General features: G+C 71.6%; 8 protein-coding genes. 4 read left to right on the top strand and 4 right to left on the bottom strand.

The window, feature by feature from the left end; genetic code table 11:
- Nucleotides 1–9: 9 nt before the first annotated feature.
- From pgm to trxA, 3 genes are read left to right on the top strand one after another with little or no spacing between them, the layout of a single operon-like run.
- Nucleotides 10–1,689 (top strand): phosphoglucomutase (alpha-D-glucose-1,6-bisphosphate-dependent), encoded by a 1,680-nt coding sequence (gene pgm, locus SERN_RS06775; RefSeq protein ID WP_135849356.1) that lies wholly within the window; start codon nucleotides 10–12, stop codon nucleotides 1,687–1,689.
- Between the two features lie 32 nt (nucleotides 1,690–1,721).
- Nucleotides 1,722–2,960 carry an MFS transporter gene (locus SERN_RS06770; protein ID WP_135849355.1) on the top strand — a complete coding sequence of 413 codons (1,239 nt, stop codon included), beginning with the start codon at nucleotides 1,722–1,724 and terminating at the stop codon, nucleotides 2,958–2,960.
- A 33-nt stretch (nucleotides 2,961–2,993) separates the two neighbouring features.
- Nucleotides 2,994–3,383: a thioredoxin gene (trxA, locus tag SERN_RS06765; protein ID WP_135849354.1), complete on the top strand. Its 390-nt coding sequence runs from the start codon at nucleotides 2,994–2,996 to the stop codon at nucleotides 3,381–3,383.
- A 114-nt stretch (nucleotides 3,384–3,497) separates the two neighbouring features.
- Here the strand turns inward: trxA and SERN_RS15275 are convergent, their stop codons facing one another.
- The 3 genes from SERN_RS15275 to SERN_RS06740 all read right to left on the bottom strand — a co-directional run bounded on the left by SERN_RS15275 (nucleotide 3,498) and on the right by SERN_RS06740 (nucleotide 11,003).
- On the bottom strand, nucleotides 3,498–6,635 hold the full coding sequence (locus tag SERN_RS15275; RefSeq protein ID WP_158292593.1) for a poly(ethylene terephthalate) hydrolase family protein: 3,138 nt from the start codon (nucleotides 6,633–6,635) through the stop codon (nucleotides 3,498–3,500).
- A gap of 217 nt (nucleotides 6,636–6,852) precedes the next feature.
- Entirely contained in the window at nucleotides 6,853–9,984 is a 3,132-nt protein-coding gene (locus tag SERN_RS15755) for an S-layer homology domain-containing protein (RefSeq protein ID WP_233251517.1), read from the bottom strand.
- Nucleotides 9,985–10,175: 191 nt separating this feature from the next.
- The gene (locus tag SERN_RS06740) at nucleotides 10,176–11,003 is read right to left on the bottom strand and encodes an alpha/beta fold hydrolase (RefSeq protein ID WP_135849353.1); all 828 of its coding nucleotides are present in this window, start codon (nucleotides 11,001–11,003) and stop codon (nucleotides 10,176–10,178) included.
- A 113-nt stretch (nucleotides 11,004–11,116) separates the two neighbouring features.
- On the opposite strand from SERN_RS06740, the gene SERN_RS06735 reads away from it, so the two are divergent.
- Nucleotides 11,117–11,683, top strand: coding sequence for a TetR/AcrR family transcriptional regulator (locus SERN_RS06735; RefSeq protein WP_135849352.1), 567 nt, complete (start codon nucleotides 11,117–11,119; stop codon nucleotides 11,681–11,683).
- 545 nt (nucleotides 11,684–12,228) lie between these two features.
- Here SERN_RS06735 and SERN_RS06725 read toward each other — a convergent pair.
- Nucleotides 12,229–17,181 (bottom strand): ExeM/NucH family extracellular endonuclease, encoded by a 4,953-nt coding sequence (locus tag SERN_RS06725; protein ID WP_408640862.1) that lies wholly within the window; start codon nucleotides 17,179–17,181, stop codon nucleotides 12,229–12,231.
- Nucleotides 17,182–17,306 lie beyond the last annotated feature (125 nt).

The raw sequence follows: 17,306 nt of genomic DNA, 5'->3' as shown, positions 1-17,306 counted from the left end.
GATCGAGCCATGCATCCCCGCGCCGGCCAGCTCGCAACCTCCGAGGACCTCATCGACGTCGACGCGCTGATCGGCGCGTACCACGACCTCGTCCCGAACCCCGAGGACCCGGTCCAGCAGGTGGTGTTCGGCACCTCCGGCCACCGCGGCACGAGCCTGAACGGCTCGTTCACGGAGACCCACGTCGCGGCCATCGCCGCCGCCGTCGTGGAGTTCCGCCGCGCGCAGGGCATCGACGGACCGCTCTACGTCGGCCGCGACACCCACGCGCTGTCCGAGCCGGCGCAGCGCACGGTCATCGAGGTCCTCGTCGCGGCGGGCGTCCAGGTGCGTGTCGACGCGCGCGACTCCTCCACGCCGACCCCCGCCGTCTCGCACTCGATCCTGCTGCACAACGGGGCGGCCACGTCCGAGGGTGTCCGCACCGCCGGCCCCGGCATCGCCGACGGCATCGTCATCACGCCGTCGCACAACCCGCCCACGGACGGCGGCATCAAGTACAACGGGACCGACGGCGGCCCGGCCGGCGGCGACGTCACCGGCTGGATCGCGCGCCGCGCCAACGAGCTGGTCCGCGCCGGCCTCGCCTCGATCGAGCGGATCCCGTACGAGCGCGCGATCACGCACGAGCTCGTCGCCAGGCACGACTACATGAGCACCTACGTCGACGACCTCGACTCGATCATCGACCTCGAGGCGATCCGCGCGGCCGGCGTCCGCATCGCCGCCGACACCCTGGGCGGCGCCGCCGTCGACTACTGGGCCGAGATCGGCGAGCGCTACGGCCTCGACCTCACCGTGATCCACCCCGAGCCCGACCCGCAGTTCTCGTTCATGACGCTGGACTGGGACGGCAAGATCCGCATGGACTGCTCCTCGCCGTACGCGATGGCCTCGCTGCGCGAGCTGATGGCGCCCGATGGTGCGAATGCCGGAAAGTACGACATCGCCACCGGCAACGACGGCGACGCCGACCGGCACGGCGTCGTGACGCCCGACGGCGGGCTGATGAACCCCAACCACTTCCTCGCCGTCGCCATCGACTACCTGTTCCGCACGCGGACCGGCTGGTCGGAGCGCTCGGGCGTCGGCAAGACGCTCGTCTCCTCCTCGCTCATCGACAAGGTCGCCGCGGACCTCGGCCGCCCACTGGTCGAGACGCCGGTCGGCTTCAAGTACTTCGCCGAGGGCCTGCTCGACACCTCGATGGGCTTCGGCGGCGAGGAGAGCGCCGGCGCGTCCTTCCTGCGTCGCAACGGCTCCGTCTGGACCACCGACAAGGACGGGTTCATCCTCGACCTGCTCGCCTCGGAGATCATCGCGACGACGGGCGAGTCGCCCTCGGCCGCGCACGCCAAGCTCGTCGAGAAGCACGGCGAGTCCTGGTACGCGCGGGTCGACGCCGTCGCCACGCGCGAGGAGAAGGCCAAGCTGAAGGACCTCTCGGCCGACGCCGTCACCGCCACCACGCTCGCGGGCGAGGAGATCACCGGTCGCCTCGTCACCGCGCCGGGCAACGGCGCCGCGATCGGCGGCCTCAAGGTCACGACGGCGAACGCCTGGTTCGCCGCCCGCCCGTCCGGTACGGAGGACGTCTACAAGATCTACGCCGAGTCCTTCGTCTCGGCCGACCACCTGGTCCAGGTGCAGGACGCGGCGCGCGCCGTCGTCGCCGACGCGATCGGCTAACCGACCACGTAGACGGTGCGAGAATCTCCCCCGTGGCGAACCCGTACAAGCAGATCCTGAGCAAGCCCGGCGCGTGGCAGTTCTCCTCCGCGGCCCTGTTCGCGCGGCTGCCGATCTCGATGGTCGGCATCGGGATCGTGCTGATGGTCTCGGACTCCCAGCTCTACGGGTCCTACGGTCTGGCGGGCCAGGTGGCGGCGGTGTTCGTCGTCGCGCAGGCGATCGCGGCGCCGCAGATCGCCAAGCTGATCGACACCTACGGCCAGGCGCGCGTGATGCGGCCGGCGATCGCGATCTCCATGGGCACCCTGGTGCTCCTCGCGATCGCGGCCACGCGCCTGTCACCCACGCTCGTGCTGTTCGTGCTCGCCGCGATCGTCGGCGCGACCATGGGCAGCATCGGGTCGCTGGTGCGCACGCGGTGGAACGCCGTCGTGGCCAACCCGACCGAGCTGCACACCGCGTACTCGCTGGAGTCCGTGCTGGACGAGGTCGTGTTCGTCGTCGGGCCCGTGCTCGCGACGATCCTGGCCACCACGGTCCACCCGACGGCGGGGATCGCCGTCGCCGTCGTCGCCGCCGTGATCGGTGGCTACGCCTTCCTCGCGCAGCGCAGCACCGAACCGGCGCCCAGCGGTCGGCGCGAGGGCGGGCACGGCCCGTCGCTGCTGCGCTCCCCCGCGATGATCGTGCTCATCGTCGTGTTCATCTGCATGGGCGCCATCTTCGGCGCCACCGACGTCTCGACCGTCGCGTTCGCCGAGGAGGCCGGGAGCAAGGGCCTGTCGGGCGTGATCCTGGCGTGCTTCGCCGGCGGCTCCCTCGTCGGCGGCCTGTTCTACGGCGCCCGCACGTGGCGCAGCTCGCTGTGGCGGCGGTTCGCGATCGGCACGGTCGCGCTCGCCGTCGGCGTCACGCTGTTCTTCTTCGCGAGCACGCTGTGGATCCTGGCCGGCGTCATGCTGGTGGTCGGCCTCGCGATCGCACCGACGCTGATCACCGGCAACGCCCTGGTGCAGGCGATCGTGCCGCACGAGCGGCTGACCGAGGGCCTGACGTGGATCGGTACGGCGCTCGGCGTCGGCGTGGCCGGCGGTTCGGCGATCGCCGGGCCGATGATCGACGCGCACGGCTCCCACCAGGGGTTCCTCGTGACGATCGGGGCGGGCGCGATCGCCGTCGTCGTGACGATCGTGACGATGGCGCTGCGGGGGCGTCGCAGCGCGGCCGCTGATCGGAATGAAGCCGTTGCGGCGAGCGTTGTCGAGTAGGAGAACCACCACCGACCTCAAGGAGTGCGCGACATGAGCACGATCGACCTCACGGCCAGCACGTTCGGCGAGACCATCACCGGCAACGGCACGGTCGTCGTCGACTTCTGGGCAGACTGGTGCGGCCCGTGCAAGCAGTTCGCCCCCACCTACTCGGCCGCGTCGGAGAAGCACGAGGGCATCGTGTTCGGCAAGGTCGACACCGACGCCGAGCAGGAGCTCGCCGGCCAGGCCGGCATCTCCTCCATCCCGACGCTCATGGTCTTCCGCGACCAGATCCTCGTGCACCGGTCCTCCGGCGCGCTGCCCCCGGCCGCGTTCGAGGAGCTCCTGACCAAGGTCAACGAGCTCGACATGGACGCGGTCCGCTCGGACATCGCCACGCGCGAGGCCGCCGAGAAGGCCGCCGCCGTCGAGGGCTGAGCCCGCCCGCTCGCTCCTGGCGAGCACCGCACCACGCACGAGAAGCACGAAGGCCGGACCCCCGCGAGGGGGCCCGGCCTTCGTGCTGTCAGCGCCGGTTCAGCGAGCGATCCGTCAGCCGAGCTGGCTGTAGCGGAACAGGAACGCCGCCATCGCGTCGCGCTTGACCGTGACGACCGGCTCGAACTTCACGGTGCCGTCGGCCTGCGGCCACCCGGTCGAGATGCCGGACTGCGCCAGCCAGGCGATCTCGGTGAAGAACTGGTTGTCCGTGGCGACGTCGGAGAACGGCGACGTCGTCGGCAGCTCGACGGCGGGCGAGTCGGCGAAGCGGTAGAGGAACGCCGCCATCGCGTCGCGGTTGACCGGTGCGAGCGGGCGGAACTCCTGCCCCGCGGGCGTCGTCCACCCGGTGCTGATCTCCTGCTCGTACAGCCAGGAGATCTCCGTGTAGAACTGGTTGTCCGTCGTCACGTCCACGAACGGCGAGGTCGCCAGGGGCACGTAGTCCGCGGGCGAACCGGCGTAGCGGAACAGGAACGCGGCCATGGCGTCGCGCGCCACGGGGGCGAGCGGACGGAACTCCTTGCCGGTGGGCGTGTCCCAGCCGGTGGTGATCTTCGTGGCCACGAGCCAGCTGATCTCGTCGACGAACTGGTTGTTCGCCGCGACGTCCGTGAAGACGCGGTCCGCACGCGGGGCGCACGGGTCGGTCTGCGGGCCGGGGTCGGGCGCCATCTCGCCGACCGTGCCGTCGGCGAGCACCACGGCGTCGTCCTCGCGCACGGTCAGGAGCCCGAAGGCGTCGGCCGTGACGGCGTTCGTGACGGTCGCCGCGGTGACGGCGATCGACGTCGTCGCCACGAGCGAGGGGCGGCGGTCGCCCTCGAGCGGGACGGCGAACGCGAGGCAGGTCTGGCCCGGTGCGAACGTGACGGACGAGGCCAGGCGCTGCGCGCCGACCGTGCCCGCGCCGCCGATGGCCTCGACGTAGGCGGTGACGGGCGTCTCGCTCGGCGCCGAGAGCGTGACGCCGACGAGCGCCTCGCCGGGGCCGTTGCCCTCGTTGACGTACGCGTCGCCCACGGTGAGGCTCGGCAGGCCGAGCTCGGCCACGGAGCCGACGTCCGGCGTCGAGAACGCGACGTCGGAGACGTAGGCCGCTCCGGCGTCGCCCACGCCGCCCAGGCGGATCTGGCGGACGTCCGTCAGGTCGATGCCGACCAGGTCGGCGACGGGGTGCGTGACGGTGCGCAGGTAGGTCTTCTTCAGCGGGGTGGCCGTGCCGGGCAGCGGCGCGAGCGCGTCGCTGACCTGCGAGGCGGTGAACGTCGCGGTGCGGCCCTGACCGTCGAGCACCGAGACCGTGAGGTCCTGGGCGCCGGTGGTGAGCTGGCCGGGGGCGGCGCGGAAGGACAGGTTCTCGAAGCCCGAGACGTCACGCTGGTCGGACGGGAGCGCGATGCGCACGCCGCCGCCCGCCGCGGTCCACCGCAGGTCGAGCATCTGCCCGGCCGGGGCCGACGGCGCGAACCGCATCGGGGTCCAGTGCGGCGCCTGCGAGCTGGTCACGTTGGCCTGCTGCGCGCACGCCGGGGTCTGCTGCGGGAACGGACGCCCGTCGAGCGAGGCGCAGTAGGTCGCCGTCGCGGCGCCCTGGACGGTGACGCGCGTGGAGGGCGCCATCAGCGGGGCGACGTCGAGCTGGCTCGCGCCGGCCTGGGCGGCGACCGTGTGGACCTCGGCGTCGCCGACGGCGGCCGGCACCGCGCCGGAACCGTCGAACATCGGGAGGAACTCGTCCTGCCCGCCCATCGTCAGCATGAACCAGCCGGAGACGTAGGCGTCGCCCAGGTTGTACTGCTCGGCGGGCGCGAGGCGCGACTCGGCGCTCTGCCCGCAGACCGGGTTGACCTGCTGGCGGTCCTGCGCGGCCCAGTCGTCGGACACCGCGTACGGGTACAGGCCGGGGGTCCAGTTGGTGTTGAAGAAGTTGTGGTTCGCGCCCATCACGAGGCCGGTGGTGCGGAGCACGCCGTCGTCGAACGCCTGGCGCGAGTCCTCGTAGAAGTGCTGACCCTGCAGGTTGACGACGTCGCCGTCGCAGTACGGCAGCAGCGTGTAGGTGGGGACGTTCGGGAGGCTGAGGCGGCCGAAGTCGACGGGCGCCAGCGGCAGCACCGACTCGATGCCGTACGGCTGCTCGAGCGCGTCGTTCATCAGGGCGGCGCGGACGACGCCGTCGCCCCCGCGGGAGTGGCCCATCAGACCCACGTGGTCCAGGTCGAGGCGGCCGGTCAGCTCGCTCGAGAGGCCGGCGGCGGCGCCGGTGTTGGCCTGCGCGAGCAGGTCGAGGTGGCTCAGCACCAGTCCACCGCGCGCCGTGGCGCCGTAGTCGGGCGCGAGCTGGTTGTCGTTGGAGTTGATCGCGTTGGCCGCGACCGAGACGACGACGTAGCCGTTCGAGGCCAGGGTCTCCGCCGGGGCGTCGTAGCCGAGGTAGCTCGGGATGTCGACGAGGCCCGGGGCGCAGGGGTAGCGCGCCGGGTTGGGGATCGGGGTGGCCGGCGTCGGGTTGGCGCACGAGCTGTGGCGGCCGTGCAGGAAGACGACGACGGGGCGCTCGCCCTCGGCCTCGACCGGGTAGTAGACGGCGGCGCGCATCTCGCCCTTGATGCCGCCGATGTCCTGCAGGTCGACGGCCTGGTCGCCCAGGTCGTAGTCGGCGCGGGCGACGGTGAACGCGCCGTCCGCCGTCGGGTCGGCCTCGAGGACCTCGCGGGCGGCGGCGGTGACGTCCGTGGTGTCGGCGGCGTCGTCGGGGCCGGTGCTCTGCGGGCCGGTGGAGCGCTGCTGCGACGGCGGCTGCGCGGCCTGGTGCTGCGCGGAGGAGGTGTCCTCGAGCGGCTGACCGGACCAGCCGGCCTCGACGCTCGCGGCGTCCAGCACGCTCGCATCGGCGGTCACGGCGGTGAGGCTGAGGCCGTCGGCGGACTCCACGGCGCTGCCGACCTCGACGCCGTCCACGAACACGGCGGGGGCGGCGCTGCGGATCTCGAGCTGCTCGTCCAGCTCGACGGTGACCTCGTAGAGGCCGCTGACCTGCTCGACCTGCCAGCCGTCGCCCTCGACGACGACGGGGGCGCCGCCGTCGGGCTCCGCGTGCGCGGCCACGGGCGTCACGACGAGCGCGGCCGCGGCGATCGCGGCACCCCAGCCCAGTGATCGACGGCGTGCGGGGGTCTGTCTCATGCGGGGAACTCCTTCAGGAGGGTGAGCGGCGTCGGGGCCGCGGGCGGTGCCGAGCGCGCGTGCTCCGCGCGCGGTGGCATCGTCACCATCCCCCGCCGATGAGGACCGGCGGTTTCCCTCGTGGAACGTCCGTGTTTCGATCTGCGGGATTCGTGTCTCACGCTGGAAACGTTCACAGTCGAACGGGTCCGGCGTGGCGCTGCGCCCCCGCCCACCGTCAGGGGATGCGCGTGAGGCGCTCCAGGAACGCGGCCATGGCGTCGCGGGCGACCGGCAGGGACGCGCGGTACTCGCGGCGCCCGTTCTCCTCCCACCCCGTCGAGACCCCGGCCGAGGAGACCCACGCCATCTCCTTGAAGTGCTGCTGGTCGGTGAGCACATCAGCGAACGGTGAGGCCGTCGGCGCCTGGAAGGTGGGGCTGCCGGCGAACCGGTACAGGAAGGCGGCCATCGCGTCACGCGCCACCGCCTCGTACGGGCGGAACTCTCGACCGGCGGCCGTCTCCCAGCCGGTGGAGATCCCGCGTTCCCTGAGCCAGGCGATCTCCTTGTAGTAGACGTTGGTCGTCGCGACGTCGACGAACGGGCTCGTGGACGGCGGGGTGTAGGCGGGCGACCCGGCGAAGCGGTAGAGGAACGCTGCCATGGCATCGCGAGCGACCGGGGTGAGCGGCCGGTACTCCGGACCCGAGGGCGTGCTCCAGCCCGTCGTCACGCCGGTCACGGCGAGCCACGCCATCGACTCGTGGAACAGCATCCCGGTCGGGACGTCCCGGAACAGCTCACCCGAGGTGCGCCCGCACGGGTCGGTGCGGATCGCCGTCTCGGGGGGGAGCGGCGGGATTGCGGGCCTCGTCCGTGTCGCTGGCGCGCCGTCGTCCTCGAGGACGGTGAGCAGGGTCCAGGGCACCGCCCCGACCGCTCCCTCGACCTCTGCCGCGCTGACGACCACGGCTCGTCGCGCGGCTGGCGACTCCAAGCGATCACCGACGAGCGCCACCGCCAGAACGGCACAGGTCTGGCCCGGTTCGAAGGTCACGGTGCGCACGGCAGGTTGCGCGTCGGGGCCTCGCTCGGTCACGGTCTCGACCGAGGCCGTCACCGGGACGGGCGCTGGGGAGGCGAGTCGGACCGGGACGAGCGCGATGCCAGGACCATTCCCCTCCCTGACTTCGAGCTCCTGGAGCCGGAGCTGCGGCAGGGCCTGCCCGTTCGGACCTCCGACATCCGGAGTCGAGAGGGCGACGTCGGAGACGAGCACCGCGCCCGTGGAGCTCGTTCCCTCGAGGCGGACCTCCGCGATCCGACTGAGATCGACCGCCGATCCGGGCGGCAGGTCGACCGGGAGCCGGACCGTCCGCAGCAGCGTCTTGGCCATCGGCGCCGCTCGACCGGGTAGCGGCTGCAGGGCCGCGTCCAGCGAGGCGTCCGCGAGGACGGCCTCGTTCCCCGCGGTATCCGAGACGATGACGCGCATACGCGGGACGCTCGTGCTGTCCGGGGCAAGGGCCGCACGGAACGAGAGGGCCTCGTAGGCCCGGGCGTCAACAGGTTGCGGCAACCTGATCCGAATACCCCCGCCCGTCGAGGTCCAGCGCAAGTCGAGCATCCGACCCGCAGGTGTCGACAGCACGTTGAGGGTCGGCGCCCAGTGCGGCGCCCGGCTGGGCGGCACGTCGGCACAGGCGGGCAGCGACGCCGCGGCCGGAGTCCCCGGGAGCGAGGCGCAGATCCGCGCCGTTGCACCGCCGATCGGTGCGACGGCGGACGACGCCGCCGTCATCGGAGCCAGGTCGACCCTCGCGCTCCTCGGCATCGTCGCAACCGTGGTCACCTCGACGCCCGACGCCAGCAGCTCCTGCGGGACGTGGTCCGAACCGTCGAACAGGTCGAGCAACCCGGCCTCCGCGCCCAGTGTGAGCCGGAACCACGCGGACGCGAACCGGTCCCGGACGTCGACCTGCTCCTGGGCGGTCAGCCTCTCCGACCCGACCACGTCGCCGTCGCCGTCGCCGTCGCGCGAGCAGGCGGGGTCGACGGGTGCCTTCGCCGCGATCTGTCGGTCCCAGTCATCTCCCACCCAAGGTAGAGGCAGGTCATCGCGGATCGGGTCGGGGAGCTCGCCCCCCGGTAGGGCGGAGTTGAAGTAGTTGTGGTTGGCGCCCATCACGAGGCTCGTCGCCCGGAGCACGTCATCGTCGAACGCGTAGCGCGAGTCCTCGTAGTAGTGCTGCCCCTGGAGCGTGACCAGATCGCCGTCGCAGTAGGGCAGCATCGTGTAGGTCGGCACGTCGGGCAGCGTGAGCCGCCCCATGTCGGTCGGCGCCAGCAGCATCACCGACCGGATACCCGAGCGCCCCTCGATCGCCGCGAGCTGCGTCGCCCGGACGACCGCCTCGCCTCCGCGCGAGTGGCCGAGGAGTCCGATGTCGGAAAGATCGACCTTCCCCCGCAGCACGACCGGCGCACCGCCCTCCGCCGTTCCCGCCTCCACCCGCGCGAGCAGATCGAGGTGGGCGAGGATCTGACCGGCGCGAGCCGCCGCCCCGCGGTCGGGAACGGAGGCGTCCCACGCCGCGACGGCGTTGGTCCGCATCGCGACGACGACGTAGCCGTCCTCAGCGAGATCCGTGGCGAGCGACGCGAACCCCGTCTGCGCCGCGACCTCCGCCTCGTCGAGGGCGCACGGGTACGACTGCGTCTCGACGGCGACCCCGCTGTCGGCGGTGGTGCAGATGGGACCTCGGCCGTGCGCGATCATCACGACTGGCCGCCGTCCGGCGGCATTGACGGGGTAGGTGACCTGGGCGGCAAGCTCACCCATCCGACCGGGGATGCCTCGGAGCGGGACCTGCGGCCCGAGGTCGTAGTCCAACGTCGCGATGTCGTAGGTCATCCGATCGGGATCCACCTCGGCGAACGGTCGGGCCTGCGTGGCCGCGTCGGGATCGCGCACCACCGAGGCACGAGCAGCATCGGTCGTCAGGCCGCCCTCACCGGACCACCCGGCCTCGATGTCGGCGGCCTGTAGGACGGCCGGGTCGTCCGTCACCGTCGTGAGGGTCGCGCCGTCCTCGGAGACGACGGCGACGCCCACCTCCTCGCCGTCGACCATGACCGCCGGTGCGGCCGCGCGGATCTCGAGCGGACCGTCGAGCTCGACCGTCACCTCGTACGCCTCACCGACGCGCTCCACGGTCCAGCCGTCACCCCAGGCCTCGGGCTCGGCGCTCGCCGGAACAGCCAAGAGGGCGGTGGTGGCGGCGAGCGCCGCCACAGCGACGACGGCGAGTCCGCGGCCGCGGCGGCACCGGCGATCACCGGTCGGTCGGGGTCGGGCGGCGGTCATCGGCGTCGTCCTCTCGAGGGGGCTCGAGAGGCACGACGGCGTGCGACTCGATCGTCCCGACCACGGTAACCCGACCTCCCCTTACCCGGGTACGGCAACGGCGCCCGGAGGGACGAGCCACCGGGCGCCGCTGGTCTGGGGGCCGGCACCCTCGCTGCTGCGGGTGCCGGCGGGGGATCGACCTCCGCGCGCTACCTCTGCACGAACGGGAGGAGGATCGCGTTCACCTCATCGGCGTGCGTCCACAGCATCCCGTGGGGCGCGCCGTCGATCTCGTGGTACTCGGCCTCGGGGAAGGCCTCGTGGAACGGGCGACCCGTGGCGTCGATCGGGAGGATCTGGTCGGCGGTGCCGTGCGCGATGAGCGAGGGCTTGCCGCTGGCGCGGACCGCCTCGACGTCGGCCGTGAAGTCCTCGACCCAGGTCGGCACGACGGCGTAGGCCGCTACCGGCGCGCTGCGCGTGGCGGTGGCCCAGCTGGCGTCGACGGCCTCCTGCGAGATGCGGGAGCCGAGGGTGTCGTCCAGGTTGTAGAAGTTCTGGAAGAACGACGTGAACCACGCGAACCGGTCCTTGCGGGCGTTGGCGTCGATGTCGTCGAAGACCTCCTGCGGCACGCCGTTGGCGAGCATGCCGGGCTCGAGGGAGCCGAGGAACGCGAACTTCGCGACGCGATCGGTGCCGAAGAGCTTCGCGTAGCGGGCGAGCTCACCCGTCCCCATCGAGAAGCCGACGAGGATGACGTCGGTCAGGTCGAGCTCGGTCAGCAGCGCGTTCAGGTCCGTCGCGAAGGTGTCGTAGTCGTAGCCGGTCTCGACCTTGGAGGACTGCCCGAACCCGCGACGGTCGTAGGTGATCACGCGGTAGCCGGCGCTGCGCAACTCGCGCGCCTGACGCTCCCAGGACGACCCGTCGAGCGGGTAGCCGTGGATCAGCACGACGGCCTGGCCGGTGCCGTGGTCCTCGTAGTAGAGCTCGATCGGGGTGGAGTTCTCCTGGCCGACGGTGATGAGTCCCATGATCGTGCCTTCCTTCCGGCGACGCGAGAACGGTCGTTCTCCGCGATGGGTCTACACTAGAGAACGAACGTTCTCAGCGCAAGCCCGTTGATCGCCGACAGGAGGACCGACGCATGACCACCACCGCGAGCGACCACGACCGCATCGTGCAGGCAGCCGATCGGCTCTTCTACCGACGCGGCATCCAGGCCGTGGGGATGGACGCCGTGCGGGCGGAGTCCGGCGTCCCGCTCAAGCGGCTCTACGCGCAGTTCGCCTCCAAGGACGCGCTCCTCATCGAGGTGCTGCACCACCGCGGCGCGATCTGGGACTCCGGCATCGCGGCCGCCGCGGCGTCCGCGGAGGGACCGCGCGCGAAGCTCTTGGCCGTGTACGACTTCCTCGACGCCTGGTTCCGGACCGACGACTTCCGGGGCTGCGGCTTCATCAACGCGTTCGGCGAGCTCGGGGCGGTGTCGTCCGAGGTCGCGGCCGCGGCACGCGAGCAGAAGCTGGCCTTTCAGCACTACGTCGGAGCGCTCGTCGCCGAGATGGGCGCCTCGCCGGTGCTGGCGGCCCAGCTCGCGCTGCTCGCCGAGGGCGCCCAGACGACGGCGGCGATCAGCGGGCTTCCCGACGCCGCCATCCACGCCCGCGCCGCGGCCGAGACCCTGATCGACGCCGCGCTCCTTACCGCCTGATCGGGGGCGCCCACGCCGCAGACGATGACGGCGCCCGGTGGGTCTCCCCACTGGGCGCCGCCTCGTCGAGTCGCCGCCTCGTCGAGTCGCCGACTCGCCGCCTCGCCGACTCACCGCCTCGCCGACTCACCGACCGCCACCCGGCCCAGCTGCCGAGTTCGGGGGTTCGCGCCGAGTTCGGGGCCCAGCCATCCGAACTCGGCGACAAACCCCGAACTCGCGGATTCGCGTCCCCGAACTCGATGGAGAACCCCGAACTCGACACGAAAGCCCGAACTCGGGGCCCCGACCCGGCGCGGCTGCGACTGGACTCGGAACACCCCGCCGAGAACGTCCGAGGTCGCGCGACGGCGCCCCGGAACCCGAGCCAGGACGTTCTCGGCGGGGGCTGAGGGGTGGGCGGGGCGGGCGGGACGGCGGGCGCGGCCGGTGCGGGCACCGGGCGCCGGGGCGGAGGCGTGGGCGGGCACGCAGCAGCCCCGCCCCTCGGATGAGGGACGGGGCTGCTGGACGTGCGTGGTGCTAGGCGCTCACGCGCTCAACGCTCAGCCCAGGTCGAGCTTGCTGTAGCGGTGGAGGAACGCGGCCATCGCGTCACGGTGGATCGGGGACAGCGGCTGGAACTGACGCGTCCCGTCGTTGCCGACCCATCCGGTCGTGATGCCCTGGTCGGCCAGCCACGTGATCTCCGCGTAGAACTGTGTGCCGGGCACGACGTCCGTGAACGGCGACGTCGCGGGGGCCTCCCACGTCGGCTCCTTCGCGAGGCGGTAGATGAACGCCGCCATCGCGTCTCGGTTGATCGGCTCGAGCGGTCGGAACTGACGCGTCCCGTCCGCCTGCACCCAGCCCGTGGAGATCTTCGCGTCGTAGAGCCACGCGATCTCCGTGTAGAACTGGTTGCTCGTGTCGACGTCCGAGAACGGCGAGGTCGTCGGCGCCGTGTAGTCCACGGGCTTGGCGAGGCGGTAGAGGAACGCCGCCATCGCGTCGCGGTTGATGTCCTCGAGCGGGCGGTAGGTGACCGAACCGTCCGCCTCGGGCCAGCCCGTCGTGATGCCGTTCTCGAAGGCCCACAGGATGTCCTCGGAGAACTGCAGCTCGAACGGCACGTCCGCGAACGGCGAGGGGTCGCCGGCCGTGACGGTCACCGGCACCTGGACGGTCGTGCCCGAGGGCGCCGCCGTCACGACGAGGTCGTACACGCCGGCCGCGAGGGTGCGGGGCACCTGCGCGGTGATCGTGGTCGACCCGGTCGCCACCGGGAAGGAGCCCAGCTCGACGTCGCCGAGCGTCGCCGTCACCGTCGTGTTCTCGGGCGAACCGAGCGACGTCAGGTTGAGCTGGCCGACGGGGACCGTCAGGTCCGTTCCCGCCTTGACCGGCGCGATCGCCGGAACCTGCACCGCGCGGCGGGCGAAGTCGGGCGAGATCGGCGAGCTGTCACCCAGGAAGCTGATCCACGCGTCGCGGTCGATGAGACCCGAGTCGCGCGTGTCCTTGCCCTGCGTGAAGATCCGGAAGTTGTCGCCACCGGCCACGAGGAACGAGAACGTCCCGATGCGGTACTCGGCCGCCAGGTCGATCGGCGCGCCGTCGATGGTGATGGACGTGATCCGGTTGTTCAGCGTCTGCGTGGCGTCGAACGTGTACGACACGTTCTCCGACAGGCCGAGCTGGAGGTACGGACGCGACGGGATCGTGCCGTCGGCGTTCGTCTGCCACTGCTGCTCGAGCAGCGTCTTGAACTGCGCACCCGTCAGCGTCGTGGTGGACAGGTTGTTCACGAACGGCAGGACCGCGTTGGCCTCGGCGTAGGTGATGAGGCTGTCGTCGCCCTTGAGCAGCTCGGCCCGCAGACCGCCGGGGTTGACCACACCGATCGTCGCCGCGCCGCGGTCCGGGGAGGACAGCGAGCTGACGAGCGAGTCGGCCACCAGGTTGCCCAGCGCGGACTCGGCCGCGCGGTTGTCACGCGTGCCACCCGTCCAGACACCGTCCACGTAGGAACCGCCGCCGAACGCGGACGTGATGTCCGCCGTGACCGAACCGACGGCCACCGAACCGACCGCGTTCGCGTTCGCGAGCGCGGCGTCGACGATCGTCTTGACCTCGGCGACGCGCGGGAACGCGGCCACGAGCTCGGCGTCCGCCGTCGTGCTGCGGGCGACGTTGCGAGCCGTGTAGGCCGTGACCTCATCCGTGTCGGTGTCGTAGGTGAGATCGATGCGGCCGAGGAACTCGCCGTAGTTGCCGGTCTGCAGGATCGGACGGGTCTTGCCCGCCTCACCCGTGACGGGGGCGTCCCACGCGTACTGCTTGTGCGTGTGACCGGTGAAGATGACGTCGACCGCGGGACTCGTCTTCGTGACGATGTCCGCGAACGCGCCGCCGTCGGCGACCTCCTCCTCGAGGGTCGAGCCCTCGACGAGACCGGCGCCGGCGCCCTCGTGGTACTCGGCCACGATGACGTCGGCCTCACCGTTGGTGAGGTCGCCGTCGGTGAGCTGGGTGGCCACGCGGTTGACCGCCTCGACCGGGTCGGTGAAGGTCAGCTCGGTGATGCCGTCGGGCGAGACCAGGGTGGGGGTCTCCTCGGTGACGACGCCGATGACGGCGACGTTCACGCCGTTGACCTCGTGGATGGAGTACTCCGGCAGCGCCGGCGAGCCGTCGGCCAGGCGCACGTTGGCACCCAGGTAGGCGAACTCGGCGTTCTCGCCACCGTCGACGACGCGGTCGACCAGGTCGTCGTAACCCTGGTCGAACTCGTGGTTGCCGACCGCCGAGGCGGCCAGCTCGAGCGCGTTCAGCACGTCGATGGTGGGCTGGTCCCCGGCGATCGCCGAGGCGAACAGCGAGGCACCGATGTTGTCGCCGGCGGACAGGAAGAGCGCGCCGCCGTCGGCGTCCTCGATCTCCTTGCGCTGCTGCTCGACAGTCCCGGCGAACTTCACCGTGTTGGCGTCGATGCGGCCGTGGAAGTCGTTGATGTTCAGCAGCGACAGGTCGACGGGGCCCTCGGGGACGACGACGTCGTCACCGGCCGTGAGGCCGACGATGACGGGGTCGTGGTCGGAGGAGCGGTACGGGCCCTCGGCGAAGAAGTCGGTCCCGTGGTTGAGGTAGCGGCTGTACTCCAGCGCGATGGACTCGCCGGAGTTGATGTTCCAGATGTCCGCACCGGTGGCGCGCTCGAGCGCGACCTCGTTGAGGAGCACGTGGTCGAGCGACCCGGACAGGCCGGAGAAGCTGTAGGAGTAGCCGACGCCGTCGAACGCGGTCTCGACGTTCGTGAAGCCGTCGCTGTACAGGACCTGGAGCGGGTCCTCCAGGCCGTAGGAGTTGAAGTCACCCAGCAGCGCGACGGCGTCGCCCTGCTCGGTCACGGTCGGCAGCCAGTCGCGCAGCGCCGTGGCCTGGGCCACGCGCGAGGCGTTCGACGCGCTCTGGCCGTCACCGGCGTCGGCGTCGCCCGGGAGCGGACCCGCCGAACCCTTGGACTTGAAGTGGTTGACGACGACGAAAATGCTCTCGCCGCCGTCGGCCGGGACGAACTCCTGCGCGATGGGCTCGCGGGCGTTCTGGAACGGCTGACCGGACGCGCTCTGGTTGCCCAGCGCACGCGCGGCGCCCTCCTCGACGACCTCGGCCGGCTGGAAGATGATCGCGTTCGTGATGACGTCCTGACCGGACGCGGCGGGCAGGTCGGCCGAGGACGGGACGTAGTCCCACTTGGCCGAGCCGGCGTCCGCGTTGAGCGCGGCCACGAGCGTGGCGGTGGCCTCGTCGGCCGTCTCGCCGAGACGGGCCGAGTTCTCGATCTCCATCAGGCCGACGACGCTGGCGTCGACGGCGTTGATCGCGTCGACCAGCTTGCCCTGCTGACGCTCGAGGTCCGCGGCGCCCCAGGCACCGCGCGGGTCGCAGCCGCTGTTGACCGTGACGGGGTTGCCGTCGCGGTCCTTGTACGACGTGCAGCCGGGGGTGTTCGCACCGAGCGTGGTGAAGTAGTTCAGCACGTTGAACGACGCGATCGCGAGGTCGGCGTCACCGATGGCGACCGTGTCCGGGCCCTCGGTGCGCGTGTTCTCGAACGTCGCCGGGTAGGCGGTGGTGTCGGCCGGGGTGACCTGGCTGACGGGGTTGAGCTTCCACGCGTCGTTGCGCCAGTCGAGGATCACCGGGTCGGTGAACTCGACGGCCGCGCCGACGATGACCGGCTCCGTCGTGGAGATGTACGGCGGCGTCTGGGTGCGGTTGTTGAAGAAGTTCGTCGTGGCGCCGTCGTCGAGGACGATCGCGCGGGCGGCGTTGTCGGCGGCGGCCGCGGCCGCCTCCGGGCTGCCCGGGCGGCCGACCTGCGTCGGCTGCACCAGCGGCGTCGTGCCGGTCGCCAGACCGAGCTCGCCGTACTGGTTGGTCGAGTACGTGTTGGAGATCGTGAAGTCGCCCTGAGGGGCGATGAGCATCGACTCGTAGGCCTCGCGGTCCGCGACGGCCGGCAGCTCGACGGCGGCGGGGACGACCGGGGCGGCCTCGTCGGTCAGCACCTGGGCGCCGTTGCTGGCGACGGAGATCTGCTTGAGACCGAAGAACTCACCCACGGTGCCGGTGACCTGGACGTGGTCGCCGATCTCGACCTGACCGACGGTGGCGGCCGAGTAGACGAAGATCGCGTCCGACACGGTGCGACCCGCGTTGTCGCCGCCCGTGCCGGGGGTCTGGATGACGTACCCGCTGAAGCCGCCGACCGGGTAGGCCGCGGTCACGACGCCGCGCGTGGTGACGGTGCCGGAGGTCAGGGCGCGCACCTGGGCGATCGGCAGGACCTCACCGGGCTCGGGCGTCTCCTCCTCGGGGGGCGTGGTGGAACCGGCGGCGGGTGTCGGTGCGCCGACCGTGAAGTCGGCCGCGTTGTTGGCCGTGTTGGTGCCGTCCTCGTCACGCGCGATCGAGGTCGTGTTGCTTCCTGCCGGAGCGGCGGCGCCGGCGAACGCGGCACCCGTGCCGAATCCGACCAGGTCGACGACGGCGGCGTCGGCCGCGCACGCGGCAGCGGCGCAGCTCAGCGCGCTCGTCGAGCTGACCAGCGCGACGTTGCCGTTCGTGGCGGACATGTTCACGCCGCCCGAGGCCGGCGCCTCGGGGAGGGGGGCGCCGTTCGCACCACCGGACGCGCCGGCCACCAGGTAGAGCCCACCGGCGGGGATCGAGCCGGTGAGGTTGATCCGACCGTTCCAGCCCGTTCCGGCGGCGGAGGCGTACTGGACCGACCAGCCGTCCACGCTCACGGCGGCGGCGCTCGTGTTGCGCAGCTCGACGAAGTCGTTCGTGTACGGGGCTCCGGAGTTCCCACCTCCTCCGTAGACCTCGTTGATCACGACGGGGGCGGTCGCGCTGACAGCTGCCACAGCTGTCCCCGGCGCGATCACCACCCCTGTCATTGCAATGGCAGCAGCACCTGCTACTGCGGCGGGACGAACCCACAAACGCATGACATCACCTCTCTAGACACTTCCGGAACGAACTCACGTTAGGTCGGCCGTACGACATCGCGACGTCGGTCAGGTAACTCCCGGGTGAACGCGAGCCCGGTTTCGCACGTGGGACGACGTCGTCG

It is taken from the genome of Serinibacter arcticus (assembly GCF_004786095.1).
In the GTDB taxonomy this organism is placed as follows: Bacteria; Actinomycetota; Actinomycetes; order Actinomycetales; family Beutenbergiaceae; genus Litorihabitans; species Litorihabitans arcticus.
The sequence above is the reverse complement of the archived record's forward strand: the minus strand, read 5'-3'. Positions and strand labels throughout refer to the sequence as shown.

What these genes read in the sequence shown, in the direction of transcription:
- pgm (WP_135849356.1), top strand. Translation starts at nt 10, where the DNA reads ATGCATCCCCGCGCCGGCCAGCTCGCAACCTCCGAGGACCTCATCGAC.
- trxA (WP_135849354.1), top strand. Translation starts at nt 2,994, where the DNA reads ATGAGCACGATCGACCTCACGGCCAGCACGTTCGGCGAGACCATCACC.
- SERN_RS15275 (WP_158292593.1), bottom strand. Translation starts at nt 6,635, where the DNA reads ATGAGACAGACCCCCGCACGCCGTCGATCACTGGGCTGGGGTGCCGCG.
- SERN_RS15755 (WP_233251517.1), bottom strand. Translation starts at nt 9,984, where the DNA reads ATGACCGCCGCCCGACCCCGACCGACCGGTGATCGCCGGTGCCGCCGC.
- SERN_RS06740 (WP_135849353.1), bottom strand. Translation starts at nt 11,003, where the DNA reads ATGGGACTCATCACCGTCGGCCAGGAGAACTCCACCCCGATCGAGCTC.
- SERN_RS06735 (WP_135849352.1), top strand. Translation starts at nt 11,117, where the DNA reads ATGACCACCACCGCGAGCGACCACGACCGCATCGTGCAGGCAGCCGAT.
- SERN_RS06725 (WP_408640862.1), bottom strand. Translation starts at nt 17,181, where the DNA reads ATGCGTTTGTGGGTTCGTCCCGCCGCAGTAGCAGGTGCTGCTGCCATT.